Source organism: Actinomadura barringtoniae (genome assembly GCF_017573505.1).
Lineage (GTDB): Bacteria > Actinomycetota > Actinomycetes > Streptosporangiales > Streptosporangiaceae > Spirillospora > Spirillospora barringtoniae.
Genome location: NZ_JAGEOJ010000010.1, coordinates 60,512 through 78,564 on the forward strand (window position 1 = coordinate 60,512; position 18,053 = coordinate 78,564).

The window sequence follows — 18,053 nt, forward strand, 5'->3', positions numbered from 1 at the left end:
TCAGGCACGAACCCCAGCCCCGCACACCCGCCCGCACTTGCACCCGCCCGCACCTGCACCCGCCCGCACCTGCACCCGCCCGCACCTGCACCCGCCCGCACCTGCATCCGCCCGCACACACACCCGCACCCGACCGACGACCAGGACCGCGCCCCGCCTTCCTCGTCGGCGAGCTTTTCGGCCTTCAGCCAGCACCAACCCCGCAGCCGGGCAACAACCGCGACGGAAGGGGAGACCGATGACCGATGCCGCTCTGCTCACACAGTCGGTTGGCGGACCGCTTGGTGGATCAGGGCTGCCTCGTCCAGGAGGTGTTTGGGATCGGAGCAGGTCTGCTGGAGGTCTATGAAGACCTCGGCAGCGCCTGCCTCGTAGGCGGCGTGGATGTCGGCCACTACCTGGGCTCGGCTGCCGGTGAAGGGGAAGCGGTTCGCGGTGGGGAGGGCGGTTTCGGTGAGGTGGACGTTGGCGCGCACGATCATCTCTTGGGATGCGTGGCGACGGATGCCTTGCCAGATCTGGCCCATGTGGGGGATCGGGAGGCCTGCGGGGAGCCAGCCGGCGGCGCGGCGTCCTACGCGTTCTAGGGCCGCGCCTGCGAAACCGGCCAGGTAGATGGGCGGGCCGGGGCGCTGGAGGGGTTTGGGGTCCATGCGTGAGCGGTCGATTTGCCAGAAGCGACCGGTGTGTTCGGCGGGGCCGTCGCTCCAGACGGATTCGAGGACGTCGAGGGTCTCGTCCAGGCGGGCGCCTCGTTCGGACCAGGGGACTCCGGCGGCGGCGTATTCCTGGCGGGACCAGCCGACGCCTAGGCCGACGGTTAGGCGGCCGCCGCTCAGGACGTCCAGGGAGGCCAGTGAACGGGCCAGGCGGACGGGGGTGTGCAGGGGCGCTATGAGGACGTTGGTGCCCAGGCGGATGCGGTCGGTGTGGGCGGCGGCGGTCGCCAGGGTGATCAGCGGGTCGAGGAATGTGCCGTACGCCTCGGGCCAAGGGGCCACGCCGCCGTAGAGGTCGGTCGGGTCGTCGGGCATGAGCAGGCGGTCGCCCACCCACAGGCTGTCGAACCCGATCTCCTCGGCGGCCTCGGCAAAGGAACGGACCGCACCGATGTGCGGTCCGTACTGTGCGGCGGCCACTCCAAGACGTCCCCCGATCGTCACCCGCCCATACTGGCGGGGCGACCGGGGGAGTTGCGAGGAGCGCGGCCGTTAGGCGATCAGCTGCCGAGGCGCTTGCGGCCCTGGGCGCGCACGCGCTTGCGCTGGGACGGGTCGAGCATGAGGTACGCGACCGCCGGGGCGCCGAGGACGCCCAGGATGATCAGCGCGCTCAGCCACCAGGGAAAGATGAACAGCGTGAGGAAGCCAACGACGACTCCGCCGATGACGAGCTTGGTCTGGGTCGACATCTTCTACCTCCGTACGGCCGCCCACTCACTGATTAAACGGCTGCGCACCGCTGCCGGTTCCACGATATATCGCGAGTCGGGGAGTGTCCAAGATCGGACGCCGTCCGGGGATCAGATGCGGAGGGACAGCTGGCCGCCGCCTAGGGTGCGCAGGACCTCGGCGTGCAGGAGGCCGTTGGTGCAGACGACGCTGCCGCCGTCCGGGCCGGGCACGCCGGACAGGTCGGTGAACATGCCGCCGGCCTCCTCGACGATCACCTGGAGGGCGGCCAGGTCCCATAGCGACACCTCGGGCTCGGTGGAGATGTCCACGGCGCCCTCGGCGACCATCATGTGCGACCAGAAGTCCCCGAACCCCCTGGTCCGCCAGACGCCGCGGCTGAGGTCCAGGAAGCGTTCCAGCCGCCCCTGCTTCTCCCAGCCGCTCAGGCTGGAGAACGACAGGGACGCGTCCGACAGCTCCGCGACCGAGGAGACCTGGAGGCGGCTGGCCCGTGACAGGCTCCGGCCGGTCCAGGCGCCGCCGCCGCGCGCGGCCCACCAGCGGCGGTTGAGCGCGGGAGCCGAGACCAGGCCGACCACGACCTCGTCGGCCTCCATCAGCGCGATCAGCGTGGCCCAGACGGGTACGCCGCGGACGAAGTTCTTGGTGGCGTCGATCGGGTCGATGACCCAGCAGCGGGCGCCATAGCCGGTCCGGCCGTACTCCTCCCCGAGGACCGCGTCGCGCGGCCGGGCGCGCTTCAGCGTGCCGCGGATCTGCTCCTCCACGCTGCGGTCGGCATCACTGACCGGGGTCAGGTCAGGCTTGGTCTCGATGGCGAGATCGAGCGCCTTGAACCTTTTGGTCGTGATGTCGTCGGCCGCGTCCGCCAGCACGTGGGCGAGACGCAGGTCATCGGAATAGCCTGCCACGGCGTGCAACGCTACCGTGATCACGGCGTGCGCCGACACACTTACCGTCCCGAATACGCCCCGTCACCGGCCGTCTGGGCGACACCGAGCCGTTGTGACCAACTCTGGGGCCCGGTGAGTGGCAGCATTGGGACCATGGCCCAGGACCTTCCCGGGTGGGTTGCCGAGCTGACCGACCCACGCCGGGCGCAAACGCTCGAGGAGCTGGCCGACCGGCTCGTTCCGCTCGCCGAACACGCGATCGACGTGTCACGCCGGTTGCAGGCGCTGCTGAACGAGCTGAACGACCCGTTCCGCCGCGAGGCGCTCTACGGCCGCGTAGAGCGACTGAAGGCGCGCGCGGGCGAGGCGCTCGACGAGATCGCCAGTGAGATCGCCGCGTCCGGGGAGGAACGGATCAACCGGATCTGGTCCGCCTGGATCCAGCGCGCGGGCGAGGACGACCCCGTTCTCGTACGGCAGTTGCGCGAACGGCTGGAGAACGACGTGCTGCCCGCGCTCACCCGGCAGCAGGAGGACGTCGCCAAGCGCGTGGCCTCACGGACGTCGTCGGCCTTGGAAGAGGCCACACAGACCCTCCTCACGCGGGTCGAGGAGCTGGCGAAGGCGGTGACCGACCTCATTCACGAGGTACTGCCGCTTGCCCGCGAGGGGCTCAACCTGGCCAGCAGGATTTCGGCCCTGTCGTCGCGGGCGCGCAAGGCTGGCCGCGGGGAGATTCCGCAGGAGCTCCAAGAGGCCGGCGCCGAGACGTCGCGGATTTTCGACGAGGCGGTGGCGCGGCTGGAGCTGGAGTGGTCCGCGCTCGGGGCGCGTTCGGCGAGCGTACGGGCCGCGCTGCGCGGTGCCGAGGAGACCGCGTTCAGCCAGGTCACGACCGCGATGACGCGCTGCGTCGAGGATCTGGCTCCCGAGCACGTCAAGGTGCTGAACGAGGCGGAGGCGCGGGCCGAGGTGCTGTTCGAGCAGCTCAGCAAGGGCTGAGCGACGGCGCGATGACGTCGAGCGCGCTCTCGCACCACAACCCGGCCGCCAGCAGGGTCGCCTCGGCGTTCATGGCGCCGACGAGCTGAACGGCGAGCGGCAGGCCGTCGCTCATGCCCGACGGCAGGACCAGCGTCGGGAATCCGCACAGGGTCCACGGGATCTGAAGCCGCGAGTCACCGGTCGTCGCGCGCGGCGGCGCGGGCTCGGGCGTCGCCGGGACCAGCAGCACGTCCACGCCGTCCAGCAGCGCGGCCAGGCTCGCGGCAGCGTCGCGGCGGACCCGGTCGGCGTCCAGGTAGGCGAGCGCGGACGTCGCCAGGCCACGCTCGATCAGCTCACGTGCGCGAGGCCCGTAGTCGCCCGCGTGTGCGCGAAAGCGGCGCGCGTGCTGAAGCGCGCATTCGGCGAACGTGATGACGCGATGCGCAGCGTGCACCGCCGCCAGATCCACCGAGGCCATGACCTCGACGACCTCGGCGCCCGCCTCGGCGAACCGGCGCACCGCGTCGGCGAGCCCCGCCCGCACCGCCGGCCCGACGTCGTCACAGAACGGATCCCTCAGCACCCCAATACGCGGCGCGGCGAGCAGAGCCAAAGAGTGCGGAGCCGCAGCGTGCTGTGCTGCTGCGTCCGGAGCTGTGGCGCCCGGAGCTGTGGCGCCCGGAGTCGCGGATTGCGGAGCCGCGGCGCCCGGGGGCCGAGTGTGTGGGGGTGCTGTGTGCGGGGGGAGGATGAATCTGGCGGGGTGGTCGGCCATGGCTCTGGCTACTGCGGCGGCGTCGGTGACGTCGCGGGCTATGACGCCGAGGGTGTCGATGCTCGGCGCCACTGCGCGGCTGCCTTGGGTGGGCGCCCAGCCGTAGGTGGGCTTGAGGCCTGTGACGCCGTTGTAGGCGGCTGGGCGGACGATGTCGCCTGCGGTCTGGGTGTCCACGGAGGCCGTGCAGAGGCCGGTCGCGACGGCGACGGCCGATCCGGCGCTCGATCCGCCCGGGGTGCGGCGGGGATCCCATGGGTTGAGGGTGGGAGCGGGATCGTTCAGCGCCCACTCGGTGCACTGGGACTTGCCCAGGATCTCCGCTCCGGCCGCGCGCAGGCGGGCTATGGCCGGGGCGTCCTCCCAGGCCGGGTCGGCGGCGGTGAGCGGCGACCCGGCCCGGGTGGGCATGCCTGCCACGTCGATGACGTCCTTGACCGCCAGGAGGAATCCGGCGAGCGGCCCGGCGAGCTCGATCTCCTCGGGGGAGATCGGGTGCCATGCCCAGACGTGCAGGCCGTCCATGGGAGGTCCCCTCAGGCCCGCCGGAGGAACGTGCGCGACTCGACGAGCACGCAGCCGTTCCGGTCGGCCTCGGCCTTGGTCGCCTTGGCCTCCTCGTCGGCCGCTAGCCGGCCGCGGAAGGCCTCGTACTCGGCGAGCGACGTGAAGTCGAGCAGGGCCATGGCCTGGTTGTTCGGGCCGTCGCCCGGCAGGAAGTACCCGATGAGGTCGCCACCGCAGCGCTCGATGATCGGTGGCCAGGCGGCCACGTAGCGCCGGAAGTCGTCGATCTTGTGCGGGTCGATGACGTAGTCGATGCGGCACGTCACCATGGCGGTCACCTCCCCGTGGCCTCGGCGACGACGGCCACCATGTCGTCCACGGTGGTGAACGTGCGGCCGTTGAACAGGTCGTCGGGCAGCTCGACGTCCAGCTCGTCCTCCAAACGGACGAACATGCCGACGAAGCCCAGCGAGCTGACGTTCAGCACGTCGCCCTTCAGCGGTTCGTCGTCGCGCAGCTCCGCCGGGTCCATGGTGAGACGCGACTCGGCGATCAGCAGGCGTTTGACGGCGGTGGTCACCGTCTGGTCGTTGGTCGCGGTCATTGTGAGGTCTCCTTTCGGAAGCGGCTGGTGTTGGCGCCTTCGACGATCCAGCTGTGGGTGAAGAGGGTGTCGAGCGTGACCGGGCCACGGGCGTGCAGGCGTCCCGTGCTGATGGCCAGGGCCGCGCCGAGGCCCATCGCCGGGGCGTCGTTCAGGCGCAGCGAACCGTTCACGACGATGGCGGCGGCGTCCACGCGGGCGCAGAACGCCTCGGCCGTCGCGTCGTCGTTGGTCAGCACGCCCTCGGTGTGGCCCGATCCGAAGCGGCGGATGTGGTCGGTCGCGGCGGTGAGGTCGGGGACGGTACGGATCGCCAGGGTCTGGTCCAGGAACTCCCGGCCGTCGTCGTGCGGGCCCAGGCCGACGGGATCGAGGCGTTTTTGCAGGGTCGATGGGGCGCGGGAGGCTAGGTCTTCGGGGACGCGCAGGGTGAGGCGCTCGGCGTCCGGGGCCGACGCCGCCTCGCCCAGGGCGGTGAGGTAGGCGTCAGTGATTGCCTCGTCCACCAGGACCGTCTCCAGCGCGGTGCACGCTGCGGGGTCTGGGAGCTTGCCGTCCAGCGTCAGTTCGGCGGCGACGCGCGGATCGGCGGTGCGATGCACGTAGAGGTGGTTCGCGCCGCCGCCGCCCGTGATCATCGGGATGCGGGACGTCGTACGGCAGGTCTCGATCAGGCTCGGGCTGCCGCGCGGGATGACGACGTCGATCTCGTCGTCGCGCTTCAGCAGCGCGCGCAGCTCCCGGCGGTCGCCGCTGTCGAGGATGGTGACCAGGCCGGCGGGCAGTTCCGCGTCGGCGAGCGCGGCCTGCAGTACGCCGCCGACGGCCTTGTTCGTCTCGGCGATCTCCGAGCCGCCGCGCAGCAGCACGGCGTTGCCGGTCGCGGCGCACATCACGGCGCTGCGCAGCGTGATCTCGGCCCGCGCCTCGAAGATCATCAGGATCACGCCGAGCGGACGCAGCACGCGGTGCGCGCGAACGTCGCCCATGCCGTGGACGCTCTCGCCCGCGACGTGGTGATGGGGGAGGGCGGCGCCGACGCTCTCGAAGGCGTTCTCCAGCGCCGAACGGTGGCGGTCGGTGAGCCGGAGCCGTTCGATCAGCGCCTCGGAAAGGCCGCGTTCGCGGGCTTGGGCGATGTCGCGGTCGCCCGCCTCGGTGAGCTCGGTCCAGTGGGCGTCCATGCGTTCCCGCGCCGCCTGGACGAACGCTCGATAGGCCTTGTCGCCCACCGGCGGCGCGGACCGCTGCGCCTCGCGTGCGCGGCGGAGGATCTCGTCGGTCATCGGTGCGCACTCCTCGCGTAGTCGCGTACGGGTTCCGTGCGTTCCACATGCGGGCTGTGGGCGGTGGTCGCCGGAGCGGACTCGGTGTCGGGCCCGGCTCCCTGCTCGGGCTTGGCTTCCTGGTCGGGCTTGGCTTCCTGGTCGGGCTCGGTGCGGCCGGAACGCAGGACCATGACGACGCCGATGCCCGAGACGGCCATGCCGGCGAAGACGCTCCAGGACACGGCCTGGCCGAGCAGCGGGACACCGAGGATCGCGGTGACCGGCGGCACCAGGTACAGCAGGCTGGTCGCCGCGCCACCCGACCGCATCCGCAGCAGGATGAACAGCAGCGTGAAGCTGCCGATCGAGTTCACCGTCGCCAGCCAGGCGAGCGAGCCGAGCGCCGGGAAGGTCAGCGGCAGGTGCATCCCGCCGTGCACCAGCGCGAGCGGGATCGTCGTGACCATCGCGCCGGCGAGCTGGACCGTGGTCCCGGTACGCAGGTCGACCTTCAGGCCGACCTTCTTCTGGTAGAGCGTCCCGGCGGCGAAGCCGACCAGGGCCAGCCCGACCAGCGCGTACCCGGCCAGGTGGCCGCCGCCGCTGAGCTTCTCGCTCAGCGAGATGCCGACGCCCACCAGCCCCAGGGCCAGTCCGATCCACTGGATCCGGGTGAGCCGTTCGGAGAACAGCGGCACCGCGGCCGCGGCGACGATCAGCGGGCAGGCGCTGAGGATCAACGATGAGAGGCCTGCGGGGACGCCCATGCCGAGCGCCAGGTAGAGCATGGCGAACTGGACCGTCTGCAGCAGGATGCCGATGGCCAGCAGATGCAGATAGACGCGGGGTTCGGTGGGCCACGGCGCCCGCGTGGCCAGCGAGATCAGGCCGAGGACGGTGACGGCGATCAGGAACCGCCACGCCAGCAGGCCCAGGGGTGGCCCTGCCTTGGCGCCGACGGAGCCGACCAGATAGCCGCTGCTCCAGATCAGCACGAAGACGACCGGAAGCGCGAGGGCGGCGAGGGATCGGATCTTGGCGGTGGTCACTGCTCCTCCTTGTAACAGTTCGTACCGTTACATAGGTCGTACCCGGTGAGCCGGGCCTATTCACGTGGGGATGTTTTTCCTGGTGAGAGGCCTGGTGAGAAGGGGGAGAGGGCCGCCAGGCGGCGGCGGTCGACCTTGCCGTTCGGATTGAGCGGGAACTCAGGCAGGCGGGTGAAACCGCGCGGCACCATGTACCAGGGCAGCCGCCGCCCGCTCAGCCGCATCAGCTCGGGCGCGGGCACCTCGTCGCCGGTGTAGGCGACGCGCAAATCGGTGTCGTCCCCCTCGCCGGTGGTGAGGGCGACGGCGTCCTCGACGGCCGGGTGCTCGCGCAGTACGGCCTCGATCTCGCCCAGCTCGACCCGGTAGCCATGGATCTTGACCTGGCCGTCGAGCCGTCCGAGGTGGAGAAGTTCGCCGTCCGGCGCGGCCTCGACACGGTCGCCCGTCCGATACCAGTGCGCGTCGCTCAGCGGCTCGCCGCCGTCGTACACCCGCGCGGGCGCGCCGGGCTCGTTCGAGGCGGGCTCGTTCGAGGCGGGCCCGTGCGAGGCGGGCTCGTACGAGGCGGGCTCGTATGAGAGGAAGCGGCCCTTGTTGTCGGCGGGGTCTAGGTAGCCGGGGAAGCGTTGGACGCCGCGTACGCACAGCTCGCCTTCGACGGACGGCATGCCGTCCTCGTCGAGGATCACGTGCTCGAGGTGCGGATACACCCGGCCGATCGGGACGGTGCCGTTGCGGGTGGACGGCCAGGAACCGGGATCGGCGGGAGGGCGGTGACCGGTGCAGGTGATGGCCAGCTCGGTCGGTCCGTACAGGTTCTCCAGCGTGCTCGACGGCGCGGCGGCCTGCCAGGCGGCGGCCTGCTGGCTGGTGAGCTGCTCGCCCGCGAACAGGCTCCAGCGCAGGTCCGGCATGCTCTCGGGCGGCAGCCGCCGCATCCGCTTGGCCAGCGACACCACCGACGGCACCGCGAACCAGTGCGTGATCCGCCCGTCGCGGACGAAGCCCGCCGGGTCGGCCAGGTCGTCCCGCGCCGGAACGATCAGGGCCGAGCCCGAGCCCCACGCCACGAACATGTCGAAGACCGACGGGTCGAAGGTCAGGTCGAACGTCTGCGAGAAGCGGCATCCGGGGCCGGCGTCGTATCGCTCGATGTTGTAGGCGAGATAGGACGACACGTTGCGGTGCTCGATTGGGACGCCCTTTGGAACCCCTGTCGACCCGGACGTGAACAGCACGTATGCGACCGGGTTCGGGTCGGCGGCGGGTGCGGGAGCGGGGGCGGGAGCGGGGGCGGGCGGCTGCGTGCCGGTGTCGGACGCGCCGCGCACGATCGTCCAGGGGCCGTCGCGCAGGGGCTCGGGCGGCTCGTCACCGCTGATCAGGACGTCCAGGGCCGCCGAACGGGCGATGGTCAGGTTGCGTTCCTCGGGGAACGCGGGATTCAGCGGAACGACGGTCGCGCCCAGCCGGAGCGCGGCGAGGTAGCCGGTGTAGGTGAGCGCGCTGCGTTCGGCGGCGAGGCCCACCCAGCTCGGGCGGCTCCCGCGCCGTTCGATCATCGTCGCGGCCAGGCGACCGGCCGCCTCCTCAAGCTCGCGATAGGTGAGCCGCTCGCCACCGGCCTCCAGCGCGGTCTGCTCCGGATGCCGGGCGGCGGCGTCCGCGAACCACTGGTAGAGGGTTCGCTCGGTCATGTCTCCTCTCCCTTCGAAGTGATCATCTGGTCGGAGTGCTCGACGCCGTAGCCGCGGGCGGCCAGCGGCTCGCGCAGGTCGTCCTCGATCCGGGCCAGCCGGTCGAACGCGGCCTTCAGCAGCGAGTCACGAGACCGGCCGCGCTTGGCCGACTCGTGGGCGAAGCGGACCGCGCGGGGCAGTTCGCCCCAGGCGGCGAGCGCCTCGTCCGCGCCGTCGAGATCATCGGCCAAGTGGCCGTAGCGGAAGATGTGGTGCTGGGCGACGGCCCAGATGTCCTCCAGCAGCTCTTCGGCGACGTTCTGGCCAAGGTGGTCCAGCGCCTCAGACGGGTCGGTCAACCACTGCCCGGGCAGAACGGCGGGACCCTCCTGATCCGGGACGCGAGCGAGCCACTGGTAGCGGCCGTCCGGCGGGATCGGCACCGGGAATCCGAACGCGTGCTCGTTCCGGCGTCGCTGCTGGAGCGGCAGCGGGTCCAGCGGGCGCAGCAGCCAGGCGAACTCCTCATCGGTCAGCCAGCCGCCGAACGGCTGCTGCTCGCCGCCGCCCGGCAGCAGCGCGGCGAATCGGTCGATGACGTGCCAGTAGCCGCTCTTGCGATCGTTCACCAGCAGGTAGTGCGGCGCGCCGGCGTCGGAGTCGGCGTCGGGGGCGGCGTCGGGGGCGGAGTCGGGGTCGGGGGCGGCCGACCAGGGCAGCAGTGCGCTGTCGGCGACCACGAGGGCCTGCTGGTGCGCGTCGAGCTCGGCCTCGATCTCGCGCAGCGCGGTGGCCCGGTCGGCTGCGCCCTGGTAGCGCAGCTCGCCGCCGCCATCGGGCAGGCGCTGCAACGGCTGGGCATGGTGCGAGATGGCCAGGCCGCCGCCGGGCGCGTCGGTACGGACGGCGACGCGGATCGAGCGCGCCACCCGCTCCGCGGGATCGGGTTCGTGTCGTTCGAGGTAGGCGACGAGGTTGCCGGTGTAGCAGCTCAGTCCGCCGCTCATGGCGCTCCCTCCTTGAGATATGAGGACTCGTGCGAGGACCCGTGCGGGATTGATGCGTGCGGGATTGATGCGTGCGGGGTGGATGCGTGCGGGGTGGACGCGTGCGGGGACTCGAAGGCGCAGGAGACCGGGATCGGGAAGCGGTCTGGCAGGCTGCGCCAGGCGAAGCCGTTCCAGTGCCCGCGGTGCTGCCCGACCTCGACCGGAATCCGCCAGGGCGCGCCCGCGAGCCCGAGCCCGGCGCCCTTCACACAGGCCTCCTGCACGGTCCAGATGCGGACGAACTCGCGTTGCGCCCGCTCGTCCGGCAGGCGTTCCAGCTCGTTCAGCGACGCGGTGGAGCAGCAGCGTTCGCGCAGGCCGGGGGAGACGGGCGCCGGAACCTCGGCGTCCACGCCGACCCGCAGACCGAGCCCGACCCCGGCCGCGACGTACGGGCCGCTGTGCGAGATGGTCACGCCGATCCCGGGGTGAGCGGGCAGGTACGGGCGTCCGTTGCGTTCCGTGGCGACCCGCGCGCCCGCCAGCCGAGGTCCTGCCGTACGGGTCAGGAGATCGTCGAGGAGCGCCCGCCCCGCTCGGTGCTCGTCGGCAGGCGCGCCGGGAAGCACGTCGGCCGTACGCGCGAACGCGATCCGCACGCCATCGGCGATGTCCACGGTGATCGCGCCGTTCATGACGCACTCCCCAGAAGCTCGGGGGCGTGGTCGGCGATGCCGTCGAGCATCGTCTCGGTCGTGCCGCCGGCGATGCCGAACATGGCGGCCTCGGCGCGCAGTTCCTGGGGGCCACCGGCCGCGAAGCCGTCGGCGCCGGAGAGCTGGGCGCACGCGTCCAGCACCAGCCCGACCGTCTCCGCCCCCGCAGCCTTGACGAGCATGGCCTGCGCGGGACTGGGATCGCCCGCGTCGCAGAGCGCGACGCACAGGGCGTCCAGCCGCCGCTGTTCCAGGAGGGCGCGGGCGAAGCGCTGCCGGACCGAGCCGTTCTCCCACAGCGGGTGTTCGCGCAGGCCGCGGGCGGTGAGGCGTGCGTGGAGGTCGGCCAGGGCACGGCGGCACAGCGCGGACGCCCACAGGCCGCTGGCCAGCCGTTCACCCGACATCCGCCGCGCGAACTCTGCCAGCCCCTGGCCCGGGCGCCCGATCACGTGCGAGCGGTCCAGGCGCACGTCGTCGAACGACAGGTCGCCGACGCCCGACCCGGCGAAGAACCGGGTCGGCGAGGGCGCGGCCTTGACGCCGTCCGCGTCGGCCGGGACGAGCAGCAGGGTGAAGCTGGTGAAGTGATCGCCCGGCTTGTGCCGGGCCAGCACCACGGCGTGGTCGGCGGTGGTGGCGTTGACGATCCACCGCTTCCCGCCGTTCAGCCGTACAGCGTCGCCCTCCAGATCGACCTTGGTGGTGAGCGCGGTCAGATCCGAACCCGCCGCGCCCACGTCGGTGGCCGCGAACGCCACGACCGCGCGGCCGTCCAAGGCCTGTTCGGCGACGCGGGCCGCGGGGCTGGAGGGCTCGGCGGACCCGGCGGGCTCACCAGACCTGGCGGGCCCAGCGGGGCCGGCGGGGCCGGCGCGACCGGCGTGACTAGCGGGGCCGGCGTGACTAGCGGGGCCAGTGCGGCTGCGCTGGCCGACTAGCACGGGGAGTGCGCTGGCGATCTGGACGCAGACGCTGAGCGTTGTGCCCAGGCCGTGTTCGGCGTCGAGCGCGGCCAGCAGCTCGCGCAGGGCGAACGGGTCCAGGCCTAGGGCCTTGGAGACCCCGGGGCCCTCGTACAGAGCGCGGAGTTCGCCGTCGTCGCCTAGCTGTTTCCACAGGGCGGTGGCATCAGGCGAAGGAACGTCAGGCAAGGCGCACCTCCGAGTCCATCAGGGTCAGCGCGCCGTCGGCCAGTTCCAGGCGTTCGTTGGCGTAGTTGAGCGGTGCCGAGCGCAGGTCGCGCAGGGCCCGTTCCAGCGCCAGCTCCGAGTTGCGCAGGTAGCCGTGGCGCATGCCGATCAGTTCGACCAGGTCGTCCACCGCCGCGTGGCATTCTTGCGACGCGGTGAGTTTCACGGCGTTCAGCAGGAGCTGGACCGGCGGCGCCGACAGGTCCACGGCCGCGGTGCCGTCGGCCTGGCCGAGGTACTGGGTCAGGCCGTGCTCGATGAGCGCGTGAACGGTGTCGAGCCGCTGCCGGATCCGCGACAGGCGTACGCGCAGCAGCTCCGACTGGAGGTCGCGCTTCTTGCGTTCCTCGGGCGAACGCAGCAGCCGCAGCGTGCGGCTCAGCGCGCCGGCGGCGGTGCCGAGCCAGCAGGTCGCCCAGCCGAGATGCGCGAGCGGCGCGAAGACGCGCGTGCTGATGTCGCGGAACTCGCCGTGCGGGCCGACCACCTGGTTCGCCGGAACGTCACCGACGATCTTCATCGGCAGGCTGTGCGTGGCGCGCATGCCGAGCGGGTCCCAGCCGCCGAGGGCGGTGAGGTCGAGCTGGTCGCGGTCGGCGTAGACCAGCGACACCTGCCCGGGCGAGTCCGCGCCGGGCGCCAGCATGGTGATCAGGAACCCGTCGGCGTGCGCGCCGCCGGTCACGATCGGGGCCATCCGGTCCAGGTGCAGCCATTCGCCGTCGCCCGCCAGCGGCGACTCCGACGTCAGCAGATGGCCGCCCTTGCCCGGCTCGGTGGTGACGGAGGCGACGTAGATCTCGCCCTTGGCGATGCGCGGCAGCAGCGTCGCGCGCAGTTCCTCGCCCGCGTACTCGACGAGCGTGGCGACCTGCTGGCAGTGCATCGCGTAGATCATCCCGACGGACATGCACTCGCGGGACAGCCGGTCGCTCACGTGCAGCATGTCGCGGACGGTGCCGCCGAGGCCGCCGTGCTCGGCCGGGACCAGCAGGCCGAGCAGCCCGCTGCGGCGCAGCGCGTCCAGCGCCGCGACCGGGAACTCCGCGGCCTCGTCGGCCGGTACGGCGTGCTCACGTACGACCTCCAGGACGTCCGGCAGGACCTGCTCGACGTCCGGTGCGTTCAGCAGGCTCATGACGGGCCTCCCGGGCCGCGCTCGTCGTCGACCGCGCGCCAGAGGCTGTCGGCGGTCTCGAAGGTCTGGTCGTTCAGCCGCTCGTCCGGCAGCGTCACCTGGTAGCTGTCCTCGATGTCGAAGAGCAGCTCGATGGCCTGCATCGAGTCCAGGCCCAGGTCTCGCAGGCGCGAGTCGGGCTTGACCTCCTCTCCTTCAGGCAGGAACCGCAGGTACGGGCGGATGAGCGTGGCGAACTGGGCTTCCATGACTTACCTCCTGGTGGTGGGGGCGGGATCGGGAGTCGGGGTTCTGGGTGTGTGGGTGCGGTGGATTTCCAGGCGGCCGCGTTCGAGCACGTGCGGGCCGTCGGTGACGACCTCGTCGGGCAGCGGGTGGCCCAGGAAGAGCGCGAGGCTGGCGGACAGGCCGTACGCCCCGACGTTGCGGACCACGGCCAGGTCGCCGCGCCGCAGCCCGGCGGGCACCTCGGCCTGGCGCGCCCAGGTGTCCAGGGGCGTGCACAGCGGGCCGCTGACCATCGCGTCGGTGGCCTCGCCGTCGTCCTGCGGCGTGGTGACGTCGGGACGGATCGGCGGAACCCGGCGCAGCCCGGCCATGCCGCCCAGGTGGTTGATGCCGGACTCGCAGACGACGATCTGCCGGCCCTGCGACTCCTTGACGTCCAGCACACGGGTGATCAGGCGCCCGCACGTGGCGGTCAGGAACCGGCCGGACTCGAACGCGATCCGCGGCCGTCCCGACTGCCAGTCGGGGAAGGCCTCGCCGATCAGCTGCTTCAGCCGTTCGGCCAGAGTCGGGAAGGAGGGCAGCTCGCCTTCGCGCGCGTACGGGGCGCCGAAGCCGCCGCCGAGGTCCAGCGTGCGCAGCGGTATGCCGAGCCTGCGCTGAACGCGGACGGCCGCGTCGATCGCCACCGCGAACTGATCGGTCAGCGTGTCCTCGTCGTGCAGGTTGGTGGCCAGGTAGAGGTGCAGGCCCTCGACCTCGACGTTGGCGTGGCCGCGGAAGTGCTCCGGCTCGGCCTCGATCCAGCGCAGGTCCGCGCCGAACTGCGATGGCGCGCCGGTCATCGCCAGCCCGACGCCGGGGATGGGCCGTTCGGGATTGACGCGCAGCAGCGCACGCACCCGCACGCCGCGGCTCCCGGCGATGTCGTCGAGCTGCCGCATGCCTTCGGCCGAGTCGACCGAGAACCTCCGTACGCCCTCGGCGAGCGCGTGGTCGATGTCCTCGTCCCGCTTGCCGGGGCCGGTGTAGAGGATCTCCTCGGGAGTCACGCCCGCCTCGAAGGCCGAGGCGAGCTCGCCGCCGGAGGTCACCTCGGCCTCGCAGCCGAGCGCGTGCAGGCGGCGGACGATCGCCGGATGCGGGTTGGCCTTCAGCGAGTAGTAGAGCTCGCTCGGCTGCGGCAGGAACGACGTCAGCAGCGCGTGCGAGGCGTCGAGCTCGGCCAGGTCGTAGGCGTAGGCGGGCGTTCCCGCCGCCGCGATCTCGTCGGCGGTGATCTCCTCCATGGCGGACGGCTCTGTGAGGGTCTGTTCCGACACGGCTTGTTCAGACACGGTCTGTTCGGACACGGTCTGTTCGGACACGGTCTGTTCGGACACGGTCTGTTCGGACACGGTCTGTTCGGACACAGCCTGTTCAGACACAGCTTGTTCAGACACAGCCTGTTCAGACACAGCTTGTTCAGACACAGCCTGCTCAGACATGGACTCCCTCCTCCAGGGCGGCGGACAGGGCCTTCTTGTCGGTCTTGCCGTTGGCGTTCACGGGCAGTTCGGGCACCGTGTGGCAGCGGCGCGGGACCTTGAACGCCTCCAGGTCGTCGCGCAGACCGCGCAGGACCTCGTCGGGCGCGGCGTCGCCGGTGACGAACAGGACGGCCTCAGGACGTTCGGTCTCGCCGGAGACGTCCGGCGGGAGGACGGCGGCGCCGAGCACGCCGGGCAGCCTGCGGGCGGCCGACTCGACCTCGACGGCGCTGACCCGGAAGCCCTGCTGCTTGTAGACGTCGTCGCGGCGGCCCGCGAAGTGCAGGTAGCCGTCCTGGTCGACGAGCCCGTAGTCGCCTGTCCGCAGTTCGGGGAACAGGCCCTCGCGGCGCGGGAAGCGCTGCTCGTTCAGCTCGGGACGGCGCCAGTAGCCCGCCATCACGTGCGGCCCGCGGATGACGAGCTCGCCGGTCTCGCCGGGCGGGAGGCGGTGGCCCTCCTCGTCGGCGGCGAACGCCTCGGTGCCGGGCAGCGGGCGGCCGAGCGCGCCGGGGCGGCGCAGGTCCTCGTCCGGCTCCATGATCGAGACTCGCTTGCATTCGGTCAGCCCGAACATCAGCTGGATCCGCAGGTCCGGCAGCAGCTCGCGCAGGCCCTCCAGCGTGCGCTGCGGCATCGCGGCGCCGGTGTTGGTCATCAGGCGCAGCGGCGGAACGCGGGAGGCGTCCCGGCGCAGCAGCCGGAGCAGCCCGTCGGCCACCGGCGGCACCGCCGGCAGCACGGTCGCGCGGCTCCGCAGCAGGTTGGCCAGCAGGCTCGGGCCCGCCTCGGCGGCGCTGCCGAGCACGACGTGCGCGCCCGCGATCGCGCCGAGGAAGAGCTGGTAGAGCCCGTAGTCGAAGGACAGCGGAAGCGGGCAGTAGACGGTGTCGTCGGCCCGGTAGGCCAGCCGTTCCTGGATCGCGCGGGCGGCGAAGACCATCTGCGCGTGCGTGGAGACCACGGCCTTGGGGAGCGCCGTCGTGCCGGAGGTGTAGATGAGGCAGGCGGGGTCGGAGGCGAGCGGCTCGTCCGCCGCGTACGCCGCCGCCGTGGTGGACGTCGGGACCGTTCCCGTGAGCCGGGAGGCCGGGACGCCGCAGTCCGCCGCGAGCTCGGTGGCCTCGGCGTCCTCGGTGACCAGCAGGCCGGGCTCGGAGTCGGTCAGGATGTGGCGCAGCACGTAGCCGCGGACCTGCTCGTGCACGACCGAGAAGACGACGCCGATGCGGGACGCCCCGTACAGCAGGGCGGGCAGGCGGACGTCGGGAACGGCGGCGGCCACCAGCCGGTCACCGCGTCTCAGCCCCCTCCCGGCCAGCTCGGCGGCGGCCCGCAGACCGGCCTCCCGCAGCTCGGCGTAGGTGAGGGTCGTGTCGGCCTGCGTCACGGCCGGGGCGTCGCCGTCGCGGGCGGCGGCCTGGTCGACGAGGTGGTGCAGCAGCTCGGTCATCGCCGTCACACCGCCTTCACGCCGGTCGCGGAACGGGTCGCGCCGCGGGTGAACAGCTCGCAGAGCGCATCGAGGTGATGCAGGTTCTCCGGGGTCAGGTCGGCGGGGGCGATCTCCACGCCGAGGCTCTCCTCCAGCCGCTCGACGATGTCGACGACGCGGAACGAGCTGAACGTGGGCAGCTCCTTCAACGTCCCCGCGGCCTGAAGCTGCTCGCGGTCGACCGCGAGCACCTCCGCGGCGGTGTCGATCACTGTGTCCTGGACAGCGGGCATCGGATGTTCCTCCAGTGGATGGTCGTGGGTGGGCAGACCGGGCAGACCGGATAGGCCGGTCAGACCGGATAGGCCGGACAGGCCGGTCGGGTCAGGCGGCTCAGGCGGCCGCGTGGGCGGCGAGCCGGGCGTCCTTGTCGAGCAGGTCGGCCAGGGGGCCGTAGAGATCGGGCACGGGCCGGTCGCGGCGGACGCGGCGGAGCCCCACATAGACCTGTTCGGCGAGCCCGGCCCAGTCCTGGGCGTGTTCGAGCGCCTCACCGGGCGCGGCAGTGCTTGCGGCAGTGCTTGCGGCGGTGCTTGCGGCAGTGCTTGCGGCGGTGTTTGCGGCTGCGACGGTGCCCGGCGCGGCGTTCAGCCAGCGGGCGTGCAGGGCCCGTGAACGGGCGAGCAGCCACGTTTCGAGCGTCAGGCGTTCGACGGAGACCTTGGGGTCGGGATGGTCCCGGTAGGCCTGGACGTACCGTTCGCGCGCGGCGGCGGTCTCGTCGCTGGACAGGTGCCCGTGGTTGGCTTCGAGGCTCGGCGGGGCGGCGGGCGTGCAGGGCTCGACCTGGAAGACGCGCGGCCCGGCGGCTGCGATCGTCGCCGCGAGTTCGTCGCGCGGGTAGGAGTGCCAGCCGGGACGGGCCGGGCCCCACTCGGTGTCGTTGTGGTAGGCGTCGATGACCGTGGCGCGCGCCGGATCGTCCTCGTCCAGGACGAGGAAACTGTGCTCCATGTGCTGCTGCTCGAAGTAGGGGCACCACGGCAGCGCGTGGGCGTCCGCCACGACGTACAGCGGTCCGTCGGCGAGCCGGCCGTCCGCGCGTTCCTGAACGGCGAGGCCCAGCAGCGCGCCGCCCTCCTCAAGGCGGCGGGCGAGCGTCGGCTCGACCGTGGGCAGCGCGTCCGGCGCCTCGTCCAGCGGGCGGAGGTCGAACCGGAGCGGTGCGCCGAGCCTCAGGTGGGTGTCGGCCCCGTGGAAGCGGTCGGCGAGCACCCCCAGGTTGACCTGGATGCAGTCCATCACGGACGCGTGGACGCCACCGGCGTCCCGGGACGCGGTCCGTACCGGGTCTTCGATCACGATTGCTCCTGCGTCGGGTTCGTCGGTCATCGGGTAGTCGGCTGGTCAGCTGGTCGGGTCGTCGGCTGGTCGCCTGGTCGGGTCGTTCACGTCTGGTCGGGTCGTTCACGTCGATCGCTTCCCAGAGAAACCCGATGCGCGCCGCTCGGAATGGCCGCGTCACCTTCCTGCCATCGCCCGCCTGACATCAACGTGACAACCGCTGTTGAGCGCGGAACGCGCGGCGACACTGGGGTCGACGCGGCGCATACGAATCGCATGCGCATATCAATTCGGGAGGGAG

General features: G+C 71.9%; 19 protein-coding genes. 1 reads left to right on the forward strand and 18 read right to left on the reverse strand.

Annotated elements, in window-relative coordinates; translation table 11 throughout:
• Window positions 1–257: 257 nt before the first annotated feature.
• The 3 genes from J4573_RS24375 to hisN all read right to left on the reverse strand — a co-directional run bounded on the left by J4573_RS24375 (window position 258) and on the right by hisN (window position 2,326).
• Window positions 258–1,139: an LLM class F420-dependent oxidoreductase gene (locus J4573_RS24375; protein WP_208258150.1), complete on the reverse strand. Its 882-nt coding sequence runs from the start codon at window positions 1,137–1,139 to the stop codon at window positions 258–260.
• 80 nt (window positions 1,140–1,219) lie between these two features.
• Entirely contained in the window at window positions 1,220–1,411 is a 192-nt protein-coding gene (locus tag J4573_RS24380; protein WP_208258151.1) for a tail-anchor membrane protein, read from the reverse strand.
• Between the two features lie 111 nt (window positions 1,412–1,522).
• Window positions 1,523–2,326, reverse strand: coding sequence for a histidinol-phosphatase (gene hisN, locus J4573_RS24385; protein WP_208258152.1), 804 nt, complete (start codon window positions 2,324–2,326; stop codon window positions 1,523–1,525).
• Between the two features lie 135 nt (window positions 2,327–2,461).
• Between hisN and J4573_RS24390 the strand changes: the two genes are divergently transcribed.
• Window positions 2,462–3,310, forward strand: coding sequence for a hypothetical protein (locus J4573_RS24390; RefSeq protein ID WP_208258153.1), 849 nt, complete (start codon window positions 2,462–2,464; stop codon window positions 3,308–3,310).
• Here the strand turns inward: J4573_RS24390 and J4573_RS24395 are convergent.
• The 15 genes from J4573_RS24395 to J4573_RS24465 form a co-directional block, all read right to left on the reverse strand.
• Window positions 3,297–4,595, reverse strand: coding sequence for an amidase (locus J4573_RS24395; RefSeq protein WP_208258154.1), 1,299 nt, complete (start codon window positions 4,593–4,595; stop codon window positions 3,297–3,299). The genes J4573_RS24390 and J4573_RS24395 overlap by 14 nt on opposite strands.
• Before the next feature lie 11 nt (window positions 4,596–4,606).
• Entirely contained in the window at window positions 4,607–4,906 is a 300-nt protein-coding gene (locus J4573_RS24400; protein WP_208258155.1) for an NIPSNAP family protein, read from the reverse strand.
• Window positions 4,907–4,911: 5 nt separating this feature from the next.
• Window positions 4,912–5,181: an acyl carrier protein gene (locus tag J4573_RS24405; RefSeq protein ID WP_208258156.1), complete on the reverse strand. Its 270-nt coding sequence runs from the start codon at window positions 5,179–5,181 to the stop codon at window positions 4,912–4,914.
• Entirely contained in the window at window positions 5,178–6,467 is a 1,290-nt protein-coding gene (locus J4573_RS24410; protein ID WP_208258157.1) for a glutamate-5-semialdehyde dehydrogenase, read from the reverse strand. The genes J4573_RS24405 and J4573_RS24410 overlap by 4 nt, the downstream gene beginning before the upstream one ends.
• Window positions 6,464–7,498 carry a DMT family transporter gene (locus J4573_RS24415; RefSeq protein WP_208258158.1) on the reverse strand — a complete coding sequence of 345 codons (1,035 nt, stop codon included), beginning with the start codon at window positions 7,496–7,498 and terminating at the stop codon, window positions 6,464–6,466. Before J4573_RS24415 ends, J4573_RS24410 begins: the two co-directional genes overlap by 4 nt.
• 56 nt (window positions 7,499–7,554) lie before the next feature.
• On the reverse strand, window positions 7,555–9,198 hold the full coding sequence (locus J4573_RS24420) for an amino acid adenylation domain-containing protein (protein WP_208258159.1): 1,644 nt from the start codon (window positions 9,196–9,198) through the stop codon (window positions 7,555–7,557).
• A complete protein-coding gene (locus tag J4573_RS24425) occupies window positions 9,195–10,187 on the reverse strand; it encodes a hypothetical protein (RefSeq protein ID WP_208258160.1) in 993 nt (330 codons plus the stop codon). Before J4573_RS24425 ends, J4573_RS24420 begins: the two co-directional genes overlap by 4 nt.
• Entirely contained in the window at window positions 10,184–10,864 is a 681-nt protein-coding gene (locus J4573_RS24430) for a 4'-phosphopantetheinyl transferase family protein (RefSeq protein ID WP_208258161.1), read from the reverse strand. The genes J4573_RS24425 and J4573_RS24430 overlap by 4 nt, the downstream gene beginning before the upstream one ends.
• Window positions 10,861–12,039: an acyl-CoA dehydrogenase family protein gene (locus J4573_RS24435; RefSeq protein ID WP_208258162.1), complete on the reverse strand. Its 1,179-nt coding sequence runs from the start codon at window positions 12,037–12,039 to the stop codon at window positions 10,861–10,863. Before J4573_RS24435 ends, J4573_RS24430 begins: the two co-directional genes overlap by 4 nt.
• Window positions 12,032–13,216, reverse strand: a complete 1,185-nt coding sequence (locus J4573_RS24440; RefSeq protein ID WP_208258163.1) for an acyl-CoA dehydrogenase family protein — start codon at window positions 13,214–13,216, stop codon at window positions 12,032–12,034. The genes J4573_RS24435 and J4573_RS24440 overlap by 8 nt, the downstream gene beginning before the upstream one ends.
• Window positions 13,213–13,464, reverse strand: coding sequence for an acyl carrier protein (locus tag J4573_RS24445; protein WP_208258164.1), 252 nt, complete (start codon window positions 13,462–13,464; stop codon window positions 13,213–13,215). The genes J4573_RS24440 and J4573_RS24445 overlap by 4 nt, the downstream gene beginning before the upstream one ends.
• A 3-nt stretch (window positions 13,465–13,467) precedes the next feature.
• Complete coding sequence (locus J4573_RS24450; protein WP_208258165.1) at window positions 13,468–14,766, reverse strand: type III PLP-dependent enzyme domain-containing protein; 1,299 nt, start codon at window positions 14,764–14,766, stop codon at window positions 13,468–13,470.
• Window positions 14,767–14,923: 157 nt separating this feature from the next.
• On the reverse strand, window positions 14,924–16,426 hold the full coding sequence (locus J4573_RS24455) for a class I adenylate-forming enzyme family protein (RefSeq protein ID WP_208258166.1): 1,503 nt from the start codon (window positions 16,424–16,426) through the stop codon (window positions 14,924–14,926).
• 5 nt (window positions 16,427–16,431) lie between these two features.
• Window positions 16,432–16,701 (reverse strand): acyl carrier protein, encoded by a 270-nt coding sequence (locus J4573_RS24460; RefSeq protein WP_208258167.1) that lies wholly within the window; start codon window positions 16,699–16,701, stop codon window positions 16,432–16,434.
• Between the two features lie 100 nt (window positions 16,702–16,801).
• Window positions 16,802–17,770 (reverse strand): hypothetical protein, encoded by a 969-nt coding sequence (locus tag J4573_RS24465; protein ID WP_208258168.1) that lies wholly within the window; start codon window positions 17,768–17,770, stop codon window positions 16,802–16,804.
• Window positions 17,771–18,053: the final 283 nt, after the last annotated feature.

What these genes read in the sequence shown, in the direction of transcription:
- J4573_RS24440 (WP_208258163.1), bottom strand. Translation starts at nt 13,216, where the DNA reads ATGAGCCTGCTGAACGCACCGGACGTCGAGCAGGTCCTGCCGGACGTC.
- J4573_RS24460 (WP_208258167.1), bottom strand. Translation starts at nt 16,701, where the DNA reads ATGCCCGCTGTCCAGGACACAGTGATCGACACCGCCGCGGAGGTGCTC.
- J4573_RS24455 (WP_208258166.1), bottom strand. Translation starts at nt 16,426, where the DNA reads ATGACCGAGCTGCTGCACCACCTCGTCGACCAGGCCGCCGCCCGCGAC.
- J4573_RS24380 (WP_208258151.1), bottom strand. Translation starts at nt 1,411, where the DNA reads ATGTCGACCCAGACCAAGCTCGTCATCGGCGGAGTCGTCGTTGGCTTC.
- J4573_RS24410 (WP_208258157.1), bottom strand. Translation starts at nt 6,467, where the DNA reads ATGACCGACGAGATCCTCCGCCGCGCACGCGAGGCGCAGCGGTCCGCG.
- J4573_RS24430 (WP_208258161.1), bottom strand. Translation starts at nt 10,864, where the DNA reads ATGAACGGCGCGATCACCGTGGACATCGCCGATGGCGTGCGGATCGCG.
- J4573_RS24425 (WP_208258160.1), bottom strand. Translation starts at nt 10,187, where the DNA reads ATGAGCGGCGGACTGAGCTGCTACACCGGCAACCTCGTCGCCTACCTC.
- J4573_RS24420 (WP_208258159.1), bottom strand. Translation starts at nt 9,198, where the DNA reads ATGACCGAGCGAACCCTCTACCAGTGGTTCGCGGACGCCGCCGCCCGG.
- J4573_RS24395 (WP_208258154.1), bottom strand. Translation starts at nt 4,595, where the DNA reads ATGGACGGCCTGCACGTCTGGGCATGGCACCCGATCTCCCCCGAGGAG.
- J4573_RS24445 (WP_208258164.1), bottom strand. Translation starts at nt 13,464, where the DNA reads ATGGAAGCCCAGTTCGCCACGCTCATCCGCCCGTACCTGCGGTTCCTG.
- J4573_RS24405 (WP_208258156.1), bottom strand. Translation starts at nt 5,181, where the DNA reads ATGACCGCGACCAACGACCAGACGGTGACCACCGCCGTCAAACGCCTG.
- J4573_RS24390 (WP_208258153.1), top strand. Translation starts at nt 2,462, where the DNA reads ATGGCCCAGGACCTTCCCGGGTGGGTTGCCGAGCTGACCGACCCACGC.
- J4573_RS24400 (WP_208258155.1), bottom strand. Translation starts at nt 4,906, where the DNA reads ATGGTGACGTGCCGCATCGACTACGTCATCGACCCGCACAAGATCGAC.